Annotated in this window: 21 protein-coding genes and 1 pseudogene; 10 read left to right on the plus strand and 12 right to left on the minus strand. The window is 61.7% G+C overall.

All coding sequences use genetic code 11. From position 1 onward, the window contains the following. The first annotated feature begins 97 nt into the window (after positions 1-97). From ACFC25_RS13320 to ACFC25_RS13330, 3 genes are all read left to right on the plus strand, one after another. A complete protein-coding gene (locus ACFC25_RS13320; protein ID WP_376045826.1) occupies positions 98-667 on the plus strand; it encodes a hypothetical protein in 570 nt (189 codons plus the stop codon). Continuing rightward, the gene (locus ACFC25_RS13325) at positions 667-2,115 is read left to right on the plus strand and encodes a dihydrolipoyl dehydrogenase family protein (RefSeq protein WP_376045829.1); all 1,449 of its coding nucleotides are present in this window, start codon (positions 667-669) and stop codon (positions 2,113-2,115) included. Before ACFC25_RS13320 ends, ACFC25_RS13325 begins: the two co-directional genes overlap by 1 nt. 89 nt (positions 2,116-2,204) lie before the next feature. After that, positions 2,205-2,510, plus strand: a complete 306-nt coding sequence (locus ACFC25_RS13330; protein WP_376045832.1) for an EthD family reductase — start codon at positions 2,205-2,207, stop codon at positions 2,508-2,510. A gap of 30 nt (positions 2,511-2,540) precedes the next feature. Here the strand turns inward: ACFC25_RS13330 and ACFC25_RS13335 are convergent. From ACFC25_RS13335 to ACFC25_RS13345, 3 genes and pseudogenes are all read right to left on the minus strand, one after another. Beyond that, a pseudogene (locus ACFC25_RS13335) lies at positions 2,541-3,484 on the minus strand (IS481 family transposase). Positions 3,485-3,790: 306 nt separating this feature from the next. After that, a complete protein-coding gene (locus tag ACFC25_RS13340) occupies positions 3,791-4,867 on the minus strand; it encodes an NADH:flavin oxidoreductase (protein ID WP_376045835.1) in 1,077 nt (358 codons plus the stop codon). A 47-nt stretch (positions 4,868-4,914) separates the two neighbouring features. Then, a complete protein-coding gene (locus ACFC25_RS13345; RefSeq protein WP_376045838.1) occupies positions 4,915-5,238 on the minus strand; it encodes an ArsR/SmtB family transcription factor in 324 nt (107 codons plus the stop codon). Positions 5,239-5,680: 442 nt separating this feature from the next. Here ACFC25_RS13345 and ACFC25_RS13350 point away from each other — a divergent pair, with 442 nt between their 5' ends. Together ACFC25_RS13350 and ACFC25_RS13355 are read left to right on the plus strand one after the other, a co-directional pair. Then, positions 5,681-6,244 (plus strand): alpha/beta hydrolase, encoded by a 564-nt coding sequence (locus ACFC25_RS13350; RefSeq protein ID WP_376046122.1) that lies wholly within the window; start codon positions 5,681-5,683, stop codon positions 6,242-6,244. Further along, positions 6,181-6,351: a hypothetical protein gene (locus ACFC25_RS13355; RefSeq protein WP_376046144.1), complete on the plus strand. Its 171-nt coding sequence runs from the start codon at positions 6,181-6,183 to the stop codon at positions 6,349-6,351. Before ACFC25_RS13350 ends, ACFC25_RS13355 begins: the two co-directional genes overlap by 64 nt. Positions 6,352-6,891: 540 nt before the next feature. Here the strand turns inward: ACFC25_RS13355 and ACFC25_RS13360 are convergent. The 4 genes from ACFC25_RS13360 to ACFC25_RS13375 form a co-directional block, all read right to left on the minus strand. Next, complete coding sequence (locus ACFC25_RS13360) at positions 6,892-7,647, minus strand: maleylpyruvate isomerase family mycothiol-dependent enzyme (protein WP_376045841.1); 756 nt, start codon at positions 7,645-7,647, stop codon at positions 6,892-6,894. Beyond that, the gene (locus tag ACFC25_RS13365) at positions 7,647-8,471 is read right to left on the minus strand and encodes a fumarylacetoacetate hydrolase family protein (RefSeq protein WP_376045844.1); all 825 of its coding nucleotides are present in this window, start codon (positions 8,469-8,471) and stop codon (positions 7,647-7,649) included. Before ACFC25_RS13365 ends, ACFC25_RS13360 begins: the two co-directional genes overlap by 1 nt. After that, positions 8,471-9,601 (minus strand): cupin domain-containing protein, encoded by a 1,131-nt coding sequence (locus ACFC25_RS13370; protein WP_376045846.1) that lies wholly within the window; start codon positions 9,599-9,601, stop codon positions 8,471-8,473. The genes ACFC25_RS13365 and ACFC25_RS13370 overlap by 1 nt, the downstream gene beginning before the upstream one ends. Positions 9,602-9,718: 117 nt before the next feature. Next, positions 9,719-10,507, minus strand: coding sequence for an IclR family transcriptional regulator (locus ACFC25_RS13375; protein WP_376045850.1), 789 nt, complete (start codon positions 10,505-10,507; stop codon positions 9,719-9,721). An 86-nt stretch (positions 10,508-10,593) separates the two neighbouring features. Here ACFC25_RS13375 and ACFC25_RS13380 point away from each other — a divergent pair, with 86 nt between their 5' ends. From ACFC25_RS13380 to ACFC25_RS13400, 5 genes are all read left to right on the plus strand, one after another. Next, positions 10,594-11,844 (plus strand): FAD-dependent oxidoreductase, encoded by a 1,251-nt coding sequence (locus tag ACFC25_RS13380; RefSeq protein WP_376045853.1) that lies wholly within the window; start codon positions 10,594-10,596, stop codon positions 11,842-11,844. 710 nt (positions 11,845-12,554) lie between these two features. Next, on the plus strand, positions 12,555-12,962 hold the full coding sequence (locus ACFC25_RS13385; protein ID WP_376045856.1) for a hypothetical protein: 408 nt from the start codon (positions 12,555-12,557) through the stop codon (positions 12,960-12,962). Next, positions 12,920-16,522 carry a MobF family relaxase gene (mobF, locus tag ACFC25_RS13390; protein WP_376045858.1) on the plus strand — a complete coding sequence of 1,201 codons (3,603 nt, stop codon included), beginning with the start codon at positions 12,920-12,922 and terminating at the stop codon, positions 16,520-16,522. Before ACFC25_RS13385 ends, mobF begins: the two co-directional genes overlap by 43 nt. Positions 16,523-16,543: 21 nt before the next feature. Continuing rightward, a complete protein-coding gene (locus tag ACFC25_RS13395) occupies positions 16,544-17,074 on the plus strand; it encodes a hypothetical protein (protein WP_376045861.1) in 531 nt (176 codons plus the stop codon). A gap of 64 nt (positions 17,075-17,138) precedes the next feature. Then, positions 17,139-17,282, plus strand: a complete 144-nt coding sequence (locus ACFC25_RS13400) for a hypothetical protein (RefSeq protein WP_376045863.1) — start codon at positions 17,139-17,141, stop codon at positions 17,280-17,282. A gap of 477 nt (positions 17,283-17,759) precedes the next feature. Here ACFC25_RS13400 and ACFC25_RS13405 read toward each other — a convergent pair whose 3' ends face one another. The 5 genes from ACFC25_RS13405 to ACFC25_RS13425 form a co-directional block, all read right to left on the minus strand. Further along, complete coding sequence (locus ACFC25_RS13405; RefSeq protein ID WP_376045865.1) at positions 17,760-18,263, minus strand: single-stranded DNA-binding protein; 504 nt, start codon at positions 18,261-18,263, stop codon at positions 17,760-17,762. 57 nt (positions 18,264-18,320) lie between these two features. Next, positions 18,321-19,403, minus strand: a complete 1,083-nt coding sequence (locus ACFC25_RS13410; RefSeq protein WP_376045868.1) for an ArdC-like ssDNA-binding domain-containing protein — start codon at positions 19,401-19,403, stop codon at positions 18,321-18,323. A gap of 162 nt (positions 19,404-19,565) precedes the next feature. Beyond that, a complete protein-coding gene (locus ACFC25_RS13415; protein WP_376045871.1) occupies positions 19,566-20,078 on the minus strand; it encodes a hypothetical protein in 513 nt (170 codons plus the stop codon). Beyond that, a complete protein-coding gene (locus ACFC25_RS13420) occupies positions 20,065-21,693 on the minus strand; it encodes a type IV secretory system conjugative DNA transfer family protein (protein ID WP_376046125.1) in 1,629 nt (542 codons plus the stop codon). The genes ACFC25_RS13415 and ACFC25_RS13420 overlap by 14 nt, the downstream gene beginning before the upstream one ends. A 191-nt stretch (positions 21,694-21,884) precedes the next feature. Further along, on the minus strand, positions 21,885-23,099 hold the full coding sequence (locus tag ACFC25_RS13425; protein ID WP_376045874.1) for an ATP-binding protein: 1,215 nt from the start codon (positions 23,097-23,099) through the stop codon (positions 21,885-21,887). Positions 23,100-23,270: the final 171 nt, after the last annotated feature.

A 23,270-nucleotide genomic window follows, 5' to 3' on the forward strand; every position in this document is an offset into this window, starting at 1 on the left:
CAGACAGAACGATCGGTCTTGACATGACGGGCGGCGTGCTGCAGTCTTACTAGACCGAACGTTCTATCCACACCAATTGGTTCGAAATCCTACCGAAGTGAGCATTCTTATGAGTACAAGCGTTACTGTGGCACCAACCATTCCGTCCGCACTTCGACAGCTCTACTTTGTGCGATTCGGATTCGCGGTTGTCTGGGCCGGGTTTCTGGCCTTTTCCGCCTCCACACTCAACCCGTTTAGCATTAGCCTTCTCCTGCTCTACCCCGCCTTCGACCTTGCAGCAGCCGTCGTCGACCACCGGTCGTCCCGCGCGACTAAACCCGCGTCGGCCCTGTACGTCAACATGGCCCTCAGCCTGCTCACAGTCATCGGGCTTGCCGTCGCAGTTTTCTCAGGTCTTCCCGCGGTGCTTGTCGTGTGGGGCGCGTGGGCAATCACCGCCGGGATCGTGCAACTGATTGTTGGGGCCAGCCGACGTGCCCTGGGTGGGCAGTGGCCGATGATTCTTAGCGGGGGCATCTCCGTGCTCGCCGGCACAGGCTTCATCTTGCAGTCGGGGGGTCCGAAGGCATCGTTGACCAGCCTCGCGGGGTACGCCGCCCTGGGCGGGGTGTTCTTCCTGCTCTCGGCCCTGCGCCTGCGCCGCGCTGAAAAGGGCGGAAACTGATGAACACCACGGAATACGACGTCATAATCATCGGCGCGGGCCCTGTCGGGGAAAATGTGGCTGACCGAGTGGTCCAAGGCGGTCTCACCGCGGCGATCATCGAGAGGGAACTCGTCGGCGGTGAATGCTCGTATTGGGCTTGCATGCCCACCAAAGCGTTGCTCCGTGACGCCGCTGCCCTCCGCGCTGTCCAGCGCTTACCCGGTGCTGCCGCCGCAGTAACCGGTGACCTCGACGCCAAAGCCGTTCTAGCCCGTCGCGACCGGTTCGCCTCGAACTGGCAGGACGACGGCCAAGTCGCCTGGCTAAACGAAGCCGGAATTAGCCTTGTCCGAGGGCACGGACGTATAACTGCACCAAAAAGCGTCTCAGTGACCGGCGAGGATGGAACAGAGCTCACCCTTAACGCGCGCCAGGCGGTGGTCATCGCTACAGGCACCAGCGCCGCCCTCCCGCCCATCGCCGGGCTCGCGGACGTGAAACCTTGGACCAGCCGTGAGGCAGTGTCTGCGAGCACTGTCCCCGATCGGCTCGCGATCATCGGCGGAGGAGTCGTAGGAGCCGAAATGGCAACGGCCTACAACGCACTCGGTTCAGCTGTCACTTTCATCGCCCGCGACCGGGTGCTCCCGAATGTCGAACCATACGCCGCAGAACACGTTATTGCATCCCTCCGTGACAGAGGTGTCCAGGTCATGATCGGCGCAGAACCCACAAAGGTCACCCGCAACAGCAAAGGAACAGTCCACATCTCCCTGGCAGACGGCGCCGTCATTGAAGCAGATGAAGTCCTCGTCGCCACCGGCCGTAAGCCCAACACTGAGGACCTCGGACTCGACCAGATCGGCCTGACCTCAGGAAACTGGCTGAACGTCGATGACACGTTGCAATTGACCGCCCCGGACGGTGTGTCTACCCACGAAGGATGGTTGTACGCAGCCGGTGACGTCAACCGCCGGGCCCTCCTGACCCATCAAGGTAAGTATCAAGCCCGTGCCTTGGGTGATGCGCTGGTGGCCAGGGCCACTGGCCGGCCCGTCGATTATTCCCCGTGGGGGCGGCACGCTTCTACCGCGGACGAACTTGCTGTGGCACAGGTAGTGTTCACTGATCCGGAAATCGCCTCCGTTGGCCTTACCACTAAGGCGGCGCAAGCCGCGGGTCTGCAGGTGCGGATAGTCGAATATGATCTCAGTGCCGTCGCCGGGGCAGCATTGCACGCCGACGACTACACCGGCCGGGCAAGCATCCTCATCAACGAACGCACGAACACCATCGTCGGGTTCACCGCGGTGGGCCCGGACGTCAGCGAGCTCGTTCATGCCGCCACCATAGCCATCGTTGGCGAAATCCCGCTGGAACGGCTCTGGCACGCTGTTCCTGCCTACCCCACTACCAGTGAAGTCTGGCTCCGCCTCCTAGAGACCGCTGGCCGACGATCGTCGTAGCAAATTAGGCTGTCCCCCGCTCCCGCAGAATGAGCAAGCCCAAAACATCCTGGCAGCACCAATACCAACGCGGACTGAAAGAAGTTGTCATGACTACGAAGATCACTATCATCATAGAGAACCCCACGGACCCGAAATCCTTTGAGGAGGCGTACCACCACCTTCCCCGACTCGCGCGAGAGATCCCTAAACTGCAACGACTCGAAGAGGCCAAAGTCTGGCCAAAAGAAGACGGCACCCCCACCCCCGCCCACCGAACCATGGACCTATATTTCGAGACCTACGATGACGCATCAGCTGCAGTAGAAGCCCCCGCTGCGGCGGGGTTCTTCCATCAGCTCGTAACCATTGGAACCCCCTTTACTGGGCTCTTCTCGGAAGTTGAGCAGCATTAACCACTAAGTTACCGAGAATGTGATGCGGGGCTAGCTGTAGTGCCCAGGCAGGTTGGTTAAGCGACCGATGGGCGGTTGGCCTCCGATTGCGGTGTGGGGCCTGTGGTGATTGTAGGGGTGCAGCCATGCCAGGAGCGCGTTTCTGCGGGCCGATTCGGTGGCGTAGAAGCGCGTGAACGCCCATCCGTCGGCGAGGGTTCGGTGGAACCGTTCGATCTTGCCTTTTGTTTGCGGGTGGTAGGGTCGGGTTTTCTTGGCCTTGATGTTCAGCTCCCGGCAGGCGTCCCGCCAGAGGTTCGACTTGTAGGCGGATCCGTTGCCGGACAGGACCCTCTCGACGGTGACGCCGTGGAGGGCGAACCAGGACACGGCCCGTCTCAGCACTCCCACGGCGGTGGCAGCTGTTTCGTCGCCATGGATCTCGGCGTAGGCGACCCCTGAGTGGTCGTCGATGACCGTGTGCAGGTAGGCGGTGCCGATCAGCGGATGACGGTGGCCGCTCGACGGCTTTCCCGGGGTCTTGGCACGGCCCGTCCGGGATGTTGCCGAGCTTCTTGACATCGACGTGGATCATCGCCCCCCGGTTTGTCGAGTTCGTACCGGCGGATAACTTCGCCAGTGCGCTTATCCGCATGATGCAGCCGGTTCACCCGGCACCGAACCAGGACCGTGGAAGCTGGCATGGCAAGCCTCGCTCCGATCGCGATGGACCCAGCCTTTGCTTCCAGCGCAGGTGCACGACCTTGCGTACGAGCTGCTGCGGCGTCCAGGTTCGCCACTCGGTGCGGGCGCGAGCATCTGTCTGTCATGCCCGCCTCACCCATTGCGGCATAGCGCTGCGCCCAGCGGTTGGTCGTGGGCCACGAGCAATTGGACTCTTCGGCAGCCCGGGATACCGGCCACCCTTAGTCAATGACCAGGCGCGCAACGCGTAAACGTTGGCGTGGAGTCAATGCGGCATTAGCGTGGGACATGAGGACCTCCTGGTCGCCTCAACGGTTGTCTGAGCGACTCCACTGTGCAACCGGAGGTCCTCACCCATGTGTCAACGACTCCAGCGAGTCTTCACTTTCACCCAACCAACGTCCTTGGGCAGTACAGCTAGCTCCCAGAATCCCCACTCGAGCAATCTATTTTTAGGGTTGACCTCTGTTGGCACGATACCGGAATTAGCGGAATCCTTGGATTCTGCGGGCAGGCGTTTCGTGAACGGATCACGCATGCTAGGGCAACGACCCTTAGCGCCGCACGAGATCCTTTTCTTATCCACCAAGAGAGGTTTACAACCAGCCTCGGGCCACTAGGGCGGGATGGTCCATAAGGAGATAGTCGACGAAGGCATTGCTTAAGCCTTGCTCGCGCAGGTACTGGTACAGGACAGGCGTTTCAGGTCCCTGGTGGTGAGGGTCTTTAGCGAAGAGGCGTGGCGCGTCGGGTTCGAGTAGCGCAGCTCGCCCGAGCATGACAAAGTCACAGCCAGCCTTCAGCACACTGGAGGCTTGCGCTCCAGTCATCACCTTCCCACTAGCACCTATCCGCGTTTGTTTGCGATCCAGTTCGGTGAAAATGCTGAGGACTGGTCGATTCTCAAATTCTGGTTCGACAGCAATGGCGTTAACGTCCCAAGGGGCTAGATCGAGGTAGTCGATCGCTTCACGGCGCATCGCTTCCTCCGCCAGGTCGCGCAAATCGCGCAACGAGGTACCGTACCGTTCGGTAGATAAACGTAGCCCAATCTGAAAGTCAGGACCGGTCTCTTGGCGTATGCCATGGAGGATCTCGAAGAGCAGTCGGGATCGTCCCTCCAAGTCGCCGCCATACTTGTCGGTTCGTCGGTTCGCGATGGGCGACAACGACATGGAAATAATCCAGCCGAAGGCTCCATGAATCTCCGCTCCGTCGAAGCCCGCCCGCTTTGCACGGACTGCTGCGGCAATAAAGTCGTCACGCAGTTGCTCTACTTCGGCCGTGCTCATCTGACGGGCACCGGTTGCCGGGGACATTGCGTAGGGTTGCCCGTACTCCCCACCGAGGCTACGCACGCCTCCGTGATGCAACTGCACCGAGGAGATGCTGCCAGCGCCGCGGATAATCGAGGCGATCTCGGTCAATCCGTCTAGATGTCGGTCATCGTATATTCCTGGCTGACCGGGGAACGATTTTCCGTTGCGCTGCACATTTGCGCCGGCAGTCATGATCATTGAATAGCCGCCGGCGGCAACGAGGCGGATCCAAGATAGGTCGTCAAGGGATGCGGTCCCGTCGGGGTTGCTCTGATTGTTCGTCATTGGAGCTAGAAGCAAGCGGTTCTTCAATTCAGGTCCGTGGGCAAGGCGTAAGGGTTCCAGGAGTGACATCGAGTTATCATTCCCTCTCGGTGTAAGTCGATAACAGGCAGAGGTATTCAGTTCGGCGGGTTCTCTGCACGCTCGGCGGCAAGGATTGCTTCTAATAGTCCGGGCACCCGTGTGGTCAAATCCTCTGAACGGAGCGCAGCTACAATTGCCGTGCCCTGATATCGCTGTTCAATCACGCCGGCTTCCCGTAGAACTCGAAAGTGATGCGTCTGCGTGGACAGGGAAATCGGCAGCGCGAACTGGCTACAGTATTGCGCAGGCGGCCCGTCCGCCAATTGGCGGACGATTTTTCGACGCGTAGGGTCGCTCAGTGCAAACAACACACCATCCAGCGAGATGGAATTCCGATCCGGGTGTTCCAACGTGCGCATGAAACCCTTCCTTTACCTCGTTACCTGTTCCGATCGTAGTGGACGTTATTACGCTTCTAATCGTACTACGACGGACGTCGTAGCATCACGGGAAGACCTTGTGCAGGTCCGCATTTACGTAACATTGGGTCGGGGCCATTGCCCCACCAAGGCTGTCGTCGGCGTCAAAGAACTGCATTATGGCGCTGCCGTAGAAGCTGAAGCCGTAGCATGCATACCGAATGCCCTATGAACCGGCGAGTCTGAAAATGACGTACAGACTGGAATCGCCGATACTCCTACATCTAGAAGTCGCGAATTGGCGCGATTTGGCACCGGGTGATGCTGCAATCCTCCTGACCTCAAGCCAGTAACCGAATCGGCACTGGAAAGCTGTCCGGTGCTCCCTGTGCACGGTGGGTCGGCCAACGCCTCTTGGTGAGCTCCGATGGTCACCGAACTCATGGCAGATCGCCCCGTGGGAACAATCGACCTCTCCGGGCACGGCAGGAGCGACTGGAGACCCTCATATTCCTTCGACACATGGGCTGAGGAAGTCACTGTGGCGGCGGAATACCTGTTCCCCGAAAGGCTGGCGCTGGTCGGCCACTCCCTTGGCGGCGCCCTCGTCTGCCGCGCCGTTGCCACTGGCCTCCAAGCTCAAACAGTCATCCTCCTCGAGGCCATCGGTTCCAGCCCGCGCAAAATTCAGAGTGCAGTCCCGGTGATCCGCCCACCGCAGCTTTTCTCCTCTTGCGAGGAAGCTGAGGCAGCGGTGATCCCGCGCAAGAAGAGCAGGCCCGCCGACCTGGCCGCGCATGTCGTATATGCGAGCGTGGAACCGTACCAGCGGCAGTGGCGCATGCGGTGCGACCCACGGGTCGGTTCTGTCCCAGTAGAGGACACCTCGCTCGCCCAGCTTGGCACGACCCCCCCAACGGCGTCGCCCTCGGAGCAGCATCAGTGTTCTTCGACGACCTGCTCCCAAAAATCCGCTCCAACCAGGACGAGAACATCCACCACGTAGTCGTGCCGAACGCCACGCACGATGTCATGATGGACGCCCCGGGTGCCACTGCACAATTCACCGCCGAGTTCCTGCGCCGGCATGACCTACCGATACGCAACATTTAGCGGCAGCAGCTGCGCTTTCGGCTTGCCCGTTCTACTCGCGCCCGTTCGCGGCTCTACTTCACGAACAAGTCCTCTCACACAGTGCCATCTGGTTCCACAACATTGCGCTATCACTGATGGCCCCGCACGTTGTCGTTGGACCACGGAATGCCCCACTGGCGCCACTGACAGCCATGAAGTGGAGATTTGCGACATCCTCAGAGACCGCTCTAGCGAAGGCGATCGTCCAGACTGAAGCACATCCCAACCTGACCCAAGTTCACTCCCGACTCTGCCAAGAAGGCAGAAATGGCCGGGACTCGGTCCAGCTGGGAGAAGTGGGCTCTCCCGTCCACAACCAGGGACACCTCTCATAGGTTACCCACCGCTACTTCGGCTGGGAGCTCCCCCAACGGCCCCAAATCCCCCGCCGTGGATAACCTGACTCCAGCCGTGGACAGCTAACGACACGCTTGGATCCGTCACCGTGGTTCAGAAATCTGAACCTGCCCAGCCGTTCCAGCTCGAGCAATGCCAGTGAGGTCGGGCACGGTTGGCGGCCTATATCCAGGTAGGTGCAACGGGAGTCACAGCGAATATCTTGCCGCTTTGGCTGGCGGTGACGCCCGCTGTCCCTCGTCCGGTGGCCCAGCAGGCCAGGTCCGCAAGGGATCCGGAAATTTGCACTGGTGTACGTGCCTCTTTGTCGCCGAAGGACAGTTCCGGGTAGTCATTGACCCTGCCTATCAGGTCCTTGTCCGTTCCACGCGAGGCCCATGCGCCGGTGATGTCTTGGAGCAGCCGGTTGAGCACAGGGGCGGGGATGTCCTTAAAGGAGGCACCATTGTCGAGGTCGACGGCGTGGACCCAGACTTCGCGCGTGCGCATCCAGATAGTTTCTTCGGCCGGAACCAACCGTCCTTGAATCGTCTTGACCTTGTGGTGCCAGGCGTCTGAGGGAAGGTCGCGCCATTCGACGTTCAAGTGGATGGCAGCGTGGTCAAAGAGATTCCGCAGCGCGATCGGGGTCAGAGTGGCCCCGAAATCTATCTCGTGGTCACGGATCTCCTTGGAGGTATACATGGGGTTCTCCACCCCTGTAGCTGCCCACTTGACCAGACGTGAGATGGCGCGGGCGTTGTAACCAATATGAGCGATTACGTGGCGGCGGGTCCAGCCCGGGAGAAGCGAGGCTCTGTCGAGTTCCGCGTCGGAGAGTTCGTTGAGCTTGCGGGCGAAGAACGCCGTGCCCCGACGCGCCTGCAGGAGTTCTTCCTGCAGGCGCGGGTCGGTTGTCTTGTCGGAGCGGGCAACCATCAGGCTTCCTTGACCACATGGTTCTTAAGCTGGCCCAGGCCCTCGATGGTCGTAATGAGCAGCTGGCCTTCCTGCAGGTAGCGCTTGGGGTCCTGGGCATGGCCCACACCGCCGGGGGTTCCGGTGGCGATCACGTCGCCCGGGTTCAGCGTGATGATGGTGGAGATGTAGGAGACCAGGAACTCAGGGGTGAAGACCAGGTCTGACGTGGGGGTGCTTTGCTGGACCTCGCCGTCCACCTCCGAAGTCATGAGCGGACCCGCAGTGAATTCTTCTTTGGTGACCAGGGCGGGGCCGAAGGGGGTGGACTTTTCCCAGGTCTTGCCCTGCAGCCACTGGATGGTGCGGAACTGGTAGTCCCGCATGGACACGTCGTTTAGGACCGAGTACCCGGCGATGTGGGCAGGGGCGTCGGCTTCGGTGATCCGGCGCCCCGTCGTGCCGATGACGACGGCAAGCTCGGCTTCCCAGTCGACAGCGTCTGATTCCTGGGGCAGGGACAGGTCATCATTGGGCCCGATCAGGGACTCGGCATACTTTGCGAACAGCGTAGGGTGCTCGGGAACTTCCCGACCCATTTCCTTAATGTGGTTGCGGTAGTTGTGGCCCACGCAGATGATCTTGCCCGGCACGGGAACGACCGGTGCCAGGTCGGCGCCCTCTAACGCGTGGGTGGCGCCTGACGCGGCGGCGGCCTTCTCTTCCCAGGCAGAGTCCTTGAGGAGTGCCCCGACGTCTGTGAAGCCGTCGATCTCGGTAAGGGTGCCGCCGTCCTGGCGTACGGCCTTTGTTCCGTCGGGGGTGCGGAGGGTGAGGAGTCTCATTACTTGGTGCGTCCTTCGATGTAGGTCCGGTTGAAGTTCAACCGTTCGAAAATGGGGGCGTCGCTGAAGCGGAAAAGGTCAAACTCAGTCCCGGCCTGCAGCGACCAGGCGGCCCAGGACGGAACGACAAAGAGATCACCCTTGGCCAGTTGCTTGGTTTCGCCGTTCAGGGTCACGGATCCGGTGCCTTCGAAGACCTGCCAGACACTCGAGCCCACCTCGTGCAGGGTCTCGGTGGCGGCGCCGGCGCGGAGGCGGTGGAATTCGGCGCGGATAGTCGGCATCACGTCGCCGCCGGTGGTGGGGTTGGTGAACCGGACCGCGGCGTGGCCCTGCGAGACGGTGGCGGGGTGGCCTTCGTCCTCCAGGAGCAGCTGCTCGCGCAGTGCGGCATCCGTGTGTTCCCAGCGGTACGCGGCAATTGGTGAGCTGGTGGTGTCATCCAGTCCCGACAGCGGGCGCAGGCCGGGGTGGGCCCAGAGCCGCTCCGAGCGGGAAATGTCCGGGGTGGCCTCGTCGGTGACGCGTTCGGTGCCGAATTCGAAGAAGCCGGCGTCGGCGTAGTGCACGAACGGGATGTCCAGCCCGTCGATCCAGGCCATGGGCTCATCGGTGTCATTGTGATGGCCGTGGAAGTTCCAGCCCGGGGTCAGCAGGAAGTCGCCGCGGGACATCCGAACCGGGTCACCGTTCACCACGGTCCAGACGCCTTCGCCCTCGACGACGAAGCGGAACGCGTTCTGCGAGTGGCGGTGTTCCGGGGCGGTTTCCCGGCCGCCTAGGTACTGGATCGCAGCCCACAGCGTCGGCGTCGCATAGGCGGTGCCCCCCAGGCCCGGGTTTGCCAGGGCAATCGCCCGCCGTTCGCCGCCGCGGCCCACGGGAACCAAATCGCCGGCCCGGGCGGCCAGCGGATACAGGTCGTTCCAGCGCCACACATGCGGGACTGCCTTGGGGGTGGGGACCATCGGCATCAGGTCGCCGATTTCGGTCCACAGCGGGATCACGTTTTCCTTGTCGAAGTCCCGGTACAGCTGCTCGAGCTGGGCAGCCTCTTCCGGGGTCGGCTCCGGCAGGGCCTGCCCGGCGGCAACCGACTCGTGCGTGGTGTTTTCGGCACTGATGGACACAGGGGCCTCCTCAAGGGCGAAGTGCAGTGGTTAGTGTCACCGTAAGGGAGGGCGTCGAGTGCCGAAAAGATTATTCTGCCTAGAAGAATTATGTACCTCTGTCGAGGCTTGTGGGGCTTAAGCCGGGTTGGCAGCAATGTCGATCTCAAGCTGCCGTCTTGTCTCAGTCATTATCGGCACGAGGCCCTGATCGAAAAGGGGCCGGAAGCGGGCCACAGGGGTGGCGACGCTCAGGGCACCCACCACTTCGCCTTTGCCGTTGTGAAGGGCCATGCCCAGGGCGCTGATTCCCTCTTCAGTACCTTCAAAGTTGGCGGCAAACCCGCGCTGGCGAACAACGTCAAGCTCGCGTGTAAACGCCGGGTATTCCTTAGCCGGGATGCTGTCCCCCGATATTTCCGCTGTCGGGCTGCTGAAGAGCTTCCTGACCATCTCAGGGTCCAGCTCCGCGAGGATGGCCTTGCCGCCGGACGCCTTACTGGCAGGCATCACGCTGCCCTGCCGGTCCCCAACACGCAGGGCGTTGGTACCCTCGACGGTGCTCAGGAACCGGACTTTCGTGCCCACCCGGACCATCAGGTTGACGGTCTCATTGATCCTGCCGGACAAGACCTCCATGTGCGGCTGGGCGACCGTACGCAGCAGACGGGTCCAGCCCAGACCCGCGGGCCCGGCGCCAATGGCTGCGCCAGGGTAGTACATCCGGGATTCGTCCTGGACCGCAAACCCCCTGTACACCAACATGGCCAGGAGCCGATGGGCTGTGGAAGGTGCTACGCCAAGCTCGGCCGCTGCGTCTTTGAGCCGAAGGCTTCCACCGTCACGCAGCAACTGGAGCAGACGCAAGGCGTTGTCCACCGCCTCGATCGGATACATCGGTTTTTTCTGAATCCCTGGATTCTGCATATCAGAATTATATTGCTGTGCTGCACGGCAACGAACGATGCTAATCCCAGCATCACAGCGAACCACAACCCCTGGAGGAGTACCTCTTGTCTGAAATTTCATCTTCCACAGATGTTCTCGTCGTTGGTGGCGGGATGGCGGGACTTGCCGGAGCGCTGGCGCTCCGCGAAAACGGGGCCGACGTCACCTTGGTTGAAGTGGCCCCGGAATTCGGCGAGGTTGGCGCCGGCCTGCAAATGGCCCCCAATGCCACCCGCACCCTGAAGCGCTGGGGCTTGCTCGAGAAGGCCCTGGAAATTGGCGTACAGCCCAAGCATTTAGTGTTCCGCGACGCCGTAAGCGGAGAAGAGCTAACGCGCCAAACCCTTGGCGGCGACTTTGAGCAGCGATACGGTGCGCCATATGTCGTGATCCATCGCAGTGACCTCCACCGGATACTTTTGGAAGCCTGCCAGGAGTCCGGCGTCAAGCTTCAGAACAACGTCAAGATTGAACGGGTCGAGACCGAAGGCGGCCGGGCGCGGGCTTATGCCGCTGACGGGGCTGTCTTCGAGGCCGATGCCGTTCTGGGCGCTGACGGCCTCAAGTCCACACTGCGTCAGTCGGTCGCCGATGACGGACCGGTTTCGTCAGCATACGTTGCCTACCGCGGGACTGTTCCGATTACCCCGGAAACCCCAACTGCGGACCTGGAAGACGTGATCGTCTACCTGGGACCGGACTGCCACCTGGTTCAGTACCCGCTACGCAAAGGTAAACTCCTCAACACGGTCGCGGTCTTCAAATCCCCGTCCTTCGAGCGTGGGGAGGAGCAGTACGGCGGCGTCGATGAACTCGAAGAGGCCTACAAGGACTGCGTACCGGCCGTCCGAAACGCACTGCAAAATTTGGGAACAGGAATGCGTTGGCCGATGTACGACCGGGACCCAATCGAAAACTGGGTCAATGGGCGGATGACCCTCATTGGAGATTCAGCCCACCCAATGCTGCAGTACCTTGCACAGGGAGCCTGCCAGGCACTCGAAGACGCAGCGGTCCTGCAGGACGTCACCCGAAACACAGTCTTCACGGCCGACGGAATCAACAACGATGCCTGGGAACATGCCCTCGAGAGCTTCAATGAGGCTCGCGCAGCCCGTACGGCAAGAGTGCAGCGAACCGCCCGCGTCTGGGGTGAATCCTGGCACGTATCAGGAGTCAGCCGGGTGCTGCGAAACCTGTTGTTCAAGAGCCGCGGCGACGGCAACTACCAGTACTGCGACTGGCTCTATGGACAAGACGCCCCCGGCGTTCCTACTCCGAGCACCAACAGGTCAGCCACAGCGTCTGCCGTCTAAGAGAAACCGCAGGTGGGATGGGCAATGACAAACACCCAACACCCCATCTCACCTGCCACTACATTCGTGGCGTCACTTCAGCACGTGTCTGCACTTACTGTTCATCCCATCCCCGCCGGATTTAGAAGGTGGCAAGACATTCGGCTGACTACGGGCTGGCACTTCTTTCTTATAGAGCTGGTTGAAGTACGCCCCAACCTGACGTCAGGAAACGCTGAAAAGACCGTCAGAATAGGGTGCGAAAGCAGGTTTCTGCACATGCCCAGTGAAGAGTCTTAGGTTCAAACCTGACTGCCGTCCCTGTTGCTGAGCTTGTGCCGGCGGGTGCCTGGCAATTGTGCAACAGCGTGTTGCGCAATTGTCCAGATGCCATTTGGACAATCAAGAATCCAAGCTGCACCGGGCTCCCCCTGTCAGTGCCTTGCCCGTCCTCAGATCTGCGGCAATAGTGCCACAGGCTGTGGCACTATTCAGCGGTCCACCTCATCCTCCACGCGCCCAGCGTCGAGACCGATGAACCCCTCACACCTCTGGCATTCAAGGTCATCAGCGTGAGGACAGCCCACGTCTGGTCATGTCGAAACCGGACCTCGATCTTATGAACGTTCGTGACCGTCAAGATTTGCGAAGAGTGCGCGGGCAGCTTCGAGCCTTCCCGCAAAAGTCAGCGCTTCTGTTCCACGCGCTGCGGCAACAGGAAGCGGCACCGGATGCGTCGAACTGCCCATCGTCCTGCGCTGCCGGTAGAGGCTGACGCTGGCGCCCTAGTTCCCCAGGACGAGTTGAAGGCTTTGCAGCGCCAGCTGGCAACTAAGACAAGGATCTATCAGCGCCGTGTCGAGATTCTCCAGTCCAAGCTCCGCTCCCAGTCCTGTGAGATTGATCGGCTTGAGGCCGAGAACTCCGAGCAGCGTCAAAGCAACAATGTCCTCCAGCTCGAAGTAGCCCGGCTGAAGCGCGCCCAGAGAACCAACGTGCAGGACCTCGCGCATCTCGCAGCATGGCTGGTCTCGCTTGCGAACGCAAAAGGTGTCGCCCTGGACCCCGCAACGCTGGACATCCTTAACCGCCGCGGATGGCATCCATCCAAGCGCCAGGCAAGAGCGGGGCGGCCATGACGATGTCCATCGCACGCCTTTCGGCACAGTCAGGTCTGCGCTATCTGTTCAAGACCACGATGATGGATGACCTCACCGCCACTCCCCCGGACGCCACCACCTACTACATGAAAGCCGGGACGCCCGAAGGCCGGTGGATCGGCAGCGGACTGCCAGGCATCAACAGAGGTGCCGGCGACATCGTCACCGAAACAGACGCGAAGGCAGTCTTCGACTTAGCCGTGCATCCGGAAACCAACGCGCCGCTGGGCCGCCCGCACAGCCAACCCACCGCCGTCGCAAACAAAACCGGCCCGCCAGGGGTGAGGCACGCCGTCGTTGGCTTCGACCTGACCTTCAGCGTGCCGAAGTCAGTGTCAGTCCTCTGGGCACTCAGCCCTCGCAGCATGCAAGAGCAAATCCTGCGCACCCATCACCAGGCAGTGGAAGCAACCCTTGCCTGGTTGGAAGAGCAGGTCATCCACACCCGCGCCGGACGAAACGGCATCGCCCACGTCGGCACACAGGGAGCCATCGCCGCTGCGTTCGACCATTGGGAATCCCGCACCGGCGACCCTCAACTTCACACCCACCTGGTCATCGCCAACCGCATTCAGCGCATCACCGACGGCGCCTGGGTGACCCTCGACTCGCGCACCCTGTACAAGGCTGCCGTCGCTGCCAGCGAACACTACAACGGTCTCCTATTCGACGCTCTCCACTGCCACCTTGGCAGCGACACGGACATCCGCATCCCCGTCATCAACACGGGCAATCCCAGCCAGCAACTCACCGGGATCGATGAGGACCTCATCCGCGAGTTTTCCAACCGGTCCCGGCTGATCAACGTGGAAACAGACCGCCTCGTCGCGGAGTGGACAGAGGAACACGGCCATCCGCCAACCACCACGACGGTCATCAAGCTGCGGCAGCAAGCGACCCTGGCCACACGCGTTCCCAAGTCCGAGCTCCCCACTCCCCTGCACGAGCTATCCAGAGAATGGAAGGCACGCGCCTCCGCCAAGGGATTCACACCGGACGACGTCATCGCGGCAACGATCAACCGCTCCAGAATTGCCCCATTTGCCTTCACTGATTTGACCCCTGACTGGATCACGGCCGTCGCCACCGCGACCCGTGAGCGGGTCGCTCAAAAGCGCTCAACCTGGAATCGCTGGAATCTCCTTGCGGAAGCCGAACGCGTCTCTGCCCAGGTGCGTTGCCGCACGGCGGCGGACAGGAGCACGCTCATGGACGCCATCGCCACTGCAGCCGAGCAGCAATCCGTGCCTCTGAATGATTACCGGTACACCGTCCCGGCCCGCGCCGAGGCAGACGTCCAGCATGGGCCACGAAGCGTCTTCGACTTTCACGGGTCACGCCTCTACACCGATACGTCCACGCTCGCCTGCGAGGGCGCGGTCATGGAAGCAAGGGACGACGACGGCGGCCCGGCAGTCCGCGCAGACGTCATCCTGGATCTCCTTGACCAACTCCAACAGTGCGAGAACCGCATACTTCACTCCGATCAGCGTGCCGCCGTTGCCGACGTAGTCCTGAGCGGCCACAGGCTCGACGCCATCGTAGGGCCAGCGGGCACGGGAAAGACGACAACGTTGAGTGCAGTGAAGGCAGTATGGGAAGCCGAGTACGGCGCCGGCAGCGTTGTTGGGCTCGCCCCTGCAGCTGCCAGCGCGGAAGTGCTGGGTCGCGAACTCGCTATGGCAACGGAGAACGTCACCAAGTGGCTGCACGAGTCGGCCGGCCAGGGGGCTAATTCAAGGGCCGGGCGCTTCTTCAATGTGCAGTCGCAACTGAACACGGCTCCTGTCGGCGAGCGCTGGAGCATCAAGTTAGCACAGGAGGCTGCGCGGCTCACTGCCGTCCAGCAACGCTGGTGCTTCCATGCGGATCAGCTCATCATCATCGATGAAGCATCAATGGTCTCGACTTTCCAGCTGGCGGCTCTCGTACAGCAGGCGCAGGACGCCGGCGCCAAGATTCTGCTGGTGGGGGACCCGGGACAGCTGGACGCCATCGACGCCGGCGGCGTACTTGGCTGGCTGGACCGGAAGGGTAAGGCAACACGGCTGAGCACGATCTGGAGATTCCATGAGGAGTGGGAGCGCACAGCATCGCTGAAGCTTCGGAAGGGTGACTACTCAGCCATCGCCGACTATGCCCACCATGGGCGGATCCGGCACGGTAGCTACCTGGATATGGCTGACAAGGCGTACCTCGCGTGGCAGGCAGATACCCGGGCAGGCAAGTCGTCCATCCTCATTGCCGCCGACAATGAAACGGTCGGCATGCTCAATGAACGGGCGCAGGCGGATCGAGTGGCGCGGGGTGAGGTTGATCCCGATCAGACGGTGCTGCTCAGCGATGGCCTACGTGCGGGTTCCGGTGACACGGTCATCGCCCGTGGAAATAACCGAAAGCTAGTGGACAGTGACGGTAATTTCGTGAGGAACGGCACGCTGTTCGATGTCGAAGAGGTTAGTCGTCGCGACAGCTCGCTGCTGGCGCGACGGCGGGACACAGGTGCAATTGTCCTACTCCCTGGAGCGTATCTGGAGTCATCCGTCGAGCTGGGCTATGCAACAACAGCTCACCGTTCCCAGGGCATTACCGTGGACACCGGCCACACGGTAGTCACTCAGGGCCGGCTCACGCGCGAGCTGCTGTATGTGAGCATGACCCGTGGCCGTTCCGGCAACTTTGCCTACGTCAGTGAAGGTGACGACGCCGACCATTTAGCTGTCGATCCATCACTGCAGCTCTCATGGCAGGGCATGCTTGGAGAGGTGCTGGCGGCTGAGGGCGCCGAACGGACTGCCCACGAGGTTCATGACGTGGAGCGTAGGAAGTCGGACAGCCTTGAGCGGCTTTATGCGGAGTATGACTATCTCGCGCAGATCGCGGCAGGACTGGATCTTAGGCAGCAGTTGGACGAACGTGCCCCTGGCGCCTCGCAGGAATTCGAACAATCTCCGTCGTGGGGCGCAGCTGTCGCGGCATGGCGGAAAGCCACAGCCGTCAGCCGGCAGGGTACCGAGCGCATGCTGAGCCAGTTCTGCCAGGAAACTAGCAGTGCCAATGATCGCTGCGCTGTCCTCAGCGTGCGCCTACGCCGGTTCATGAAAGGAAGGACGACGCCGGTTGGGGAACCTCTGGTTGAAAAGCTCACCATTCCGCGCCCTGACCTAGCGGCGATGATTCAGCAGGTCAGGGAACGTATCTCCCAAAGGACGGAGACCGTGAGCATGGCAGCGCTGACAGCCGATCCTGAGTGGAAACGTGCTCTGCTCGAAGCCGTCGGAGATAGCACCAGCGGCGAAACGTGGCAGCTGGTCCGCGACGTTGCCGTCTTTCGCGACAGGTGGGCGCTGCCGGACTCTCCCCTCCCCCTCGGCCCGTCTCCGGCGGATTACGAATGGGAACAACGGTGCCAGCGTGAACGAATCAATGCAGCAATCAACAATGCTCATCGCCGTGGCACGAATCAATTAGATGGTTCGCTTGTGGATTCAGCCCGTTCTCAGCAAGTCGTCCTTACAAGTGCCGGCTGGCAGCTCTAATCTGGTAAGGAGGTAATGCGAATGGTCGTCAATCCGGCGGTAAGACCCAAGGTAGCGACAACCGGACTAGTGATAGCCAGCGCGGTTGTCTTCATAGTCTTTGTCTTCTCATTCATAGCCTTGGCCGCCACGGAACTTCCTCTCGTGATGAAGGTCATCGTTGGCAGCTTGTTGCTGGCAACTGTTCTTGTGCTGGCGCTGTTATGGGGGAAAAGATCCGCCCGACGGCGGACCTGGCTGGCCAACGCGGCAAACAGATGGCGATCCTTTGACAACGCTAAGCTGGCCAGCGGGACCACGACAGAGGTGACCCTCCTCAGCGTCGACGCGGTGCAACCCACCGGCGCGTGGGTCACCATCATGTGGAACCGCTTCAACCACGTTCAACGTGCCTGGATAGAAGCATTACCCGAACCACTATGGCCAGGATCCGTCCTGCTCATTGCCCCCGACCCCACTCAAGTAATGCCCAGCACACCCTGGCCAGAGACGTATTTCATTCGAGCCGGCGACTGCTTAGCTTGGGCCCCCGCTGAGGGCCGAAACACCTAGTCGCATGTACTGTCACGACGCTCCGGCGATACAAACATTCGAACATATGTTCTAAAATAGCTTCATGATCAAGTCCGGCTCCCCTGAAGATGTCGAGCGAATGATGATGCGCATGGACGCCGAAGCAAGCCGGCCGATAGACGACCCGGCACCCATCCGAGATTTCCCGAAGTATGGGCGTCCGCTTGTGTACTTCAGCGGAATTTAAGGCAAAGCCGTCGGGTGGACCCACAAGTACGGCCTCATCGAGTGGCTGGATACCTCCGGCAAATACCACATGGGTTGGGCGCATTCCTCGAGCATCAGGCGTGTAAAGCCTGATGAGTGGAAGGGCAGTAGTGCGCTGTAGTTGGCAGCCATCCGGGCGACGCTCAGGTAATCATCGGGTAGCGCCGTGCGTGTCGAAGAAACGCATGGCTCGCGGTCGTGCCTAGGGTCGTGGGCATGGAAAGAGATCCCTCAGGGGAGCTGAGAGGACAGACGTCGATGAACGATCTTCTCGACAAGCCGGTCGGCGCCGCACCGGTCCAGCTCGCGCTGCCGATCCTGGTGCAGGTGAAGCCTGGACAATTCCGCCGGCTGTCTTAAAGCGGCCGAAAGCGTCTGAGCGTACATGCGGAGCGTTGACAATGTGATGGCCTGGTCCAAATGAGGATCAGGCCATCACACTGCCAGCAGCAGTCAGCTACATGCTTATGTCAGCCCGCGCCGGCCCGCCTAAAGGGGGTGCGGCCACCGGACCTTTCGTAGCGATGCTGTAAGCAGGTTGAGCCGCTTCAGGCGCCGCTTGCAGACCCGCATCTACAGCAGCGTCCGGACCGGCTGCCGCCCGCGGGGAGCGCTGGTAAGCGGCCGTCCCGAACCGAAGGTCAGGACCGATGGTTTCAGCAACAATCCGACGGGCTTCCCGTCGCTCACCATCCTTTTCGAACGCGCGGAACTCGAGTTCACCCGACACCGTTACCGGGTCCCCCTTCTTGAGGGAGTTCGAAGCGTTCTCTGCGAGCGCCCGGAACGCGGAGACGTTGTGGAAGACCGGGTCTCCGTCGTGCCAGCTTCCGTCTGCTCCCTGAATCCGCTGGTTCACCGCTACGCGCAGTTTGGTATGCGCAACCCCGGACTCACCGTAGGTGAGCTCAGGGTCCGCCACGAGGTTTCCGGCAATGTTGACCGGAATCTTGGTACTCATATCTTCTGCCCTTTCTTTCGCAGACGGGTCTCTCCCGTCCAACACTTCGCAGTCACCCTACGGGCCGGAAATCTCCACTCCTCGGGATGGTCCGCCGGGCTGCTGCAGGCCAACGTACGATTCCTGGCCCCGCACCCGGGGCGAGACTTCAGCAGTGGGAACCTTCCCGCCAAAACCCGGCGGATTCGTGGATTCGAGGATGTCCTTGCTTGCCGCCGTGACGCGGCCTAAGACCGACTTCGCAATATCCACCCGCGAGGCGGGTTGCTTCGCAGAAGAGTCGTTGCCCGCGACTGAATGCTCCGCCTCAATCACTGCGTCAGCCCAGCCGGATAGGTAGCTTGCTGACTGGGGACCCCGGTCTATCCCATGCGCCTTCAACACCGTGTAGGCAACTGACTCGGCTTCGACTTCAGCGAGCCCGCGGTGGTCCACACTGCTCCCATACAGCTTTCCCACCTTGTCATCCGGCCCGTGCAGCAAAACATGACCGAGCTCGTGCGCCAGGACGGCGACGCGCTCCTCCGCGTTCAGCCAGCCCCCCACTTGAACCTGACGCTGTGCGAAGTCAGTGAAGCCGCTTGTCAGGCCGAACTGCGCATCGGTGACCTGGATCGAGAAGCCGTGCGTGCGGGCAACACGAGCCAGCGACTCCCATAGGTGCGGCGCGTCGAAGGTCGGGGCATCACTCGGCCTGGGAACAAGCAGCGGAGCCCCCTGGGTCTGCGAAACATCGAAGACTGCCTGTCCGCGCCAACCCGTGATGATGGTCTTCTTCCCCTCGTCGATAGCACCCTTGGGAAGTTTGGCGCCCAGAGGAATGCGCTGGCGCGTACCGTCGGGCAGCAGCATCTGCTGCACACGGGCAGTCCGAGGTGCAATGACCCACAGGGCATGCTCGCCCCGAAGGACTGTGCGGCCGTGTCGTTCCCATTCCTTGTACCCTGCGACGAGCGTCGGCTCGTCCGTACCCCGCTGCGCCATCTGCATCATGAGCAAGGCGACGTTGCCGCCTGAGTACCGCCACAAGTTGGCTGAGGCATCGAGCAGAACCTGCCAATGTGAAGGTGACTCGACCGCCTCCTCCAGGATCGAGTGCAGGCCATCCATCAATGAGGCGATTCGCTCCTCGGGCGTCATGCGGCGAGCGCCGACGCTGGCTTCCGGAGAGCTCTGGTCGGGCAAGATGTTAGATGGAACTTCAGGTGTAGCGGCCACGACAGCCACCCTTCATGCTTCTTGGACCGCAGCATCGCTGCGCGGACACCCGTTCATGGTTAAGGACCGCAAGAGCGACATGACTCAGAAGTCAGCAACCAGTTGGTGAGCAGCCTTCCGCCACTCAACAAAGTCGGGGTCATCACCAGACAGGATTCGAGGCGCAGGCTCCTTGTGTGCCTGCAGCCCCACACACCCGGCAGTCCTGGTGTGCATCCGCAAGCGTTCGACGGCGTGCGGCAGCCTTTCGTGAAAGGCAAGCGGGCCGAAGCCCGGGTCCTCTTGAGTGTAGGAGGCAAGCTCAGCGCGGTGAAGCGCATACAACTCAGCCACAATCTCGGGGTGACGCCACCAGCAGTCAGGAATGACCGACGTCGTCAGCTGATAGGTCGCGACAAGCCATCGTACCCATGAGAAGAGGGAACCCCAGACTTCCTGGGACTGCTCCGTAGTCATTTCCCGCCACCGGCGAGTCACGCTCTTGGAAGCCGCTGAAGCACCAAAAGCGGATCGAAACAACTGTGCGGTGATCTCGTCGTCCCCGAAGGAGCCAGCAGACGGGACATCGAACTCCTCGGTCTGGTCATGGCTGCGCATCCGACGCCCCTTTTGTCTTTTGCTGACGTTCCCTGTGCCCGTCGGCCAACGTGCGCTCCATCTCCGCCTTCAAGCGGCGCAGCTCCCCTGCGTCCTTTCTCTTGTGCCACTCGAGTAGGTCGAGCAGGATCGGTCGAGTCCGCCGCCCAAGCATGAGCGCGGTGCCAGCGGGCAGGCGCCGAATCTCGTCCAGAGCAATCACAGGACTTTCGCGTATCTGCTCCCCGTCCTGCCTGCCAGCGGAAGACCAGGACCGCGTGGTGAGGGTCAGGCTCCTCTCCCCCAGCAAGCCCGCAAGCGAGCGCAGGTCCCTTTCGTCGGATCCACCGCCAAAGATCACTTTGATGATCGCCGAGTCCCAGATGGTCGATGCCTCATCGATGGACCAGCCTGATCGGGCTTGGGACAACGACTGCAAAACGACGAGCGTTGAGATCCCGATACCGCCGCCGTCGGACAGCGCCACCGGCAGCCCGGGCCAAGGGGCGAGGTTGGCGATCTCGTCCAGGATCAGGGAAAGCGGTGGCTCAAGCCGGCCGCCTGGTGATACGAAGGCCATTTCACGGGCTGCATTGTCGATGTCATCGATCAGCGCCGACAGGTACGGCCCGGCGGCTGCGGCTCCAGCCCGAGTGCCGATCAGGTACAGGGTTCCCCGCTCCCGGATGAAGGCTTTCGGATCGAACTCCTCAGAGGCATCCTGCGGATTCAGCGCCGCCAGCACCTTCGGTGATGACAGAGGTGCCACCGCCGCCGAAACCCCAATCCACGAGTTCGACGTATTCCGCGGATCGTCCTCCAGGATCCCCATCAGGTCGGCCTGCCAACCCAGCGCCGCCCCCGCCTGGCCCAACACCTCGAGCGCCTCCCGCGCCAGGACCGGACTGGATGACCAGCGCCGGAATGCCGCCACTCCCTCGCGGCACAGCGCCGCAGCGTGAAGAAGACATTGAAGGACGATCAGCGAGCGCTTCTGCCACGCAGCGTTCTCTCCCTTCATCTCGGTGTCCGCGGTAATGACCAACGCCCGCCGGGTCGCAATGTCCGGGTCTTCGCAGCCTCGCACAGGCGACCAACGAAGCGACGTCGGAATCCCCGACATACCCTGCGGGTCAAAGACGGTCACGGGTCGCCCACCGGAGGCCCGTGCCTTCATCGTCACCACCAGGTTGTCCGCACGCGTGGATGTCGTGACGACTGCCCCCGGCGCATCAAGAATGGCGTTGATGACAACGTACAAGCCCTTGCCGGACCGTGGCGCACCCTGTATCACCATCGACTCCTCCGTAGAGACATGAACGGTGACGCCGCGGGAGCGGCCCAGCGTCCACGACACGTCCTGCACAGTAGGGTTCACAAGTCCGGGTCGGGTGAACTTTCCTCGTTTCCGCACAGCCCTCGCCCCAAAGTCGTGAAGAATCTCCGCACGGCGGGCAACGCCGTCGCGGTTCAAGATGTCTTGGCGCAGCCAACCCCCCGATTGCTTCCATCGCCGCCAAAGGACCACCGCGCCGACGGCGAGCGCAGCGACCAGAAGGAGAGCCGGGGCCAAGACCCACCAGACGCTGTCTGTGCCGAGCACACATTCAGTCCGGCGAACAAGGATCCATTCCATTCTGTTGGCGACAAGTCCGACGGCGGCCGCAGGGTTAAAGGGCGACGGCGGCAAGGTGCCGCACTGCCAAGAGCCGGCCACGTGCGCTGCTGCCTGCACCACTACGCAAAAACCTACATAGGCTGCAGCGCCGACAAGGCCAGCGCTGACCAATGGATTGTCACCTGCTGCGCGCGAGCTCACTGGCCGTCTCACAGCATCCTGTCGTCTGTCCCGAAGACAGCAAGCTCGTCAGTGGTCACTCGATTGGCAACGATGAAGGAGCGGTTGCCCACTTTCCAGAGCCCGACACCCTTCGGAAGGTTCTCAACATGCTCGCATTCAGCTTCGGTCAGGCCGAGCGCTTCCTTGGTCAGGCGCATCGCATCGTGCTTCTGCCGGTAGATGACCCTGGTGTCAGCCTCAGTCAGCAGGCCCAGGGCTTTCTGCCTGTGTCCACTGGTACTGTCGCCGATCTCATTGAGGTCGGCGACCTTATGCATGATGAGTAGGTTTGCGATCCCGTACGTTCTGGCCAACCGCCACTGTTCACTCATCTTTGCCAACATGTACGGATCAGCGAGCATCCGCCACCCCTCGTCGTACACCACAAGGCGCTTACCGCCGTCGGGGTTGGTGATGGCGGCTTCCAACCACGTGGCACCGCAAGCAGCGGCTAGCGAAAGGGCCTGCTCCGATGCTCCGATCAGCGCCGAGGTATCCATCACCATCATGGGAGCGTCAGCGTCGAAGGCAACAGTGGAGGGAGCATCGAACATTCCTTCGAGATCACCGGACACGGTACGTCTCAGGGAATGGCTGACGGCGGTTGCTCCATCTGTACCGACAAGGGCGGTCATCTCCTTCGACGGCTTGAGCAGGTGGTCCAGCACCATGGGCAGGGTCGGGTTCGAGTTCTCGGCCATGGTTTCCATGAGGGCGATGTCCAAGGCCGTGTGCTCCACGGGCCGAAGGGGCGTCCCCTGCCGCATGAGCGAGACCAGGGCTCCCAGGAGATACCGGCGCCGTTGCCGCACCACCGCTTGCCATTGAGCCTCCGTAAGGGCAGTGGAACGGGGACCGGCGTCGAGGGGATTCACCCTTGCGGGGCGGCCGGGGCCGATGGAAATGACTTTGCCGCCAACAGCCTCCGCTACTGCAACCCACTCGCCCTTGGGATCAGATGCGACGGCTGCCTTTCGCCCTAGGGTGAGTGACCGGGTCACCATCGACTTGCCGCACATTGACTTACCGGTGCCGACCGTCCCGATCACCACAATGGAGGGGCCGCTGATGATCCCTTTGTCGTACAGGATCCAGGGATCGTAGGAGAAGGCCCCGGACCCGAAAACGTCCGTGCCGATGTAGGTTCCCTCGTGGCCCAGACCTGACTCCGTAAGGAATGGGTAGGCGGCCGCAAACGTCATGGTCGAAGCCCGGTGGGGCGCAGGCCGCAACCGATGGGGACCCCGCATGGAGTTCGGTTCGTTACTCCCCCAGTCACCCGCGAGATGAAACCCCTGGGGATCGCTCTGCTTGTCCCCTACCGCGGCACTCGCCCACCATGCAGCGGGTGGTGCGGGCCGGCGTCGTGCTTT

Source organism: Pseudarthrobacter sp. NPDC055928 (assembly GCF_042270935.1).
Taxonomy (GTDB): domain Bacteria; phylum Actinomycetota; class Actinomycetes; order Actinomycetales; family Micrococcaceae; genus Arthrobacter.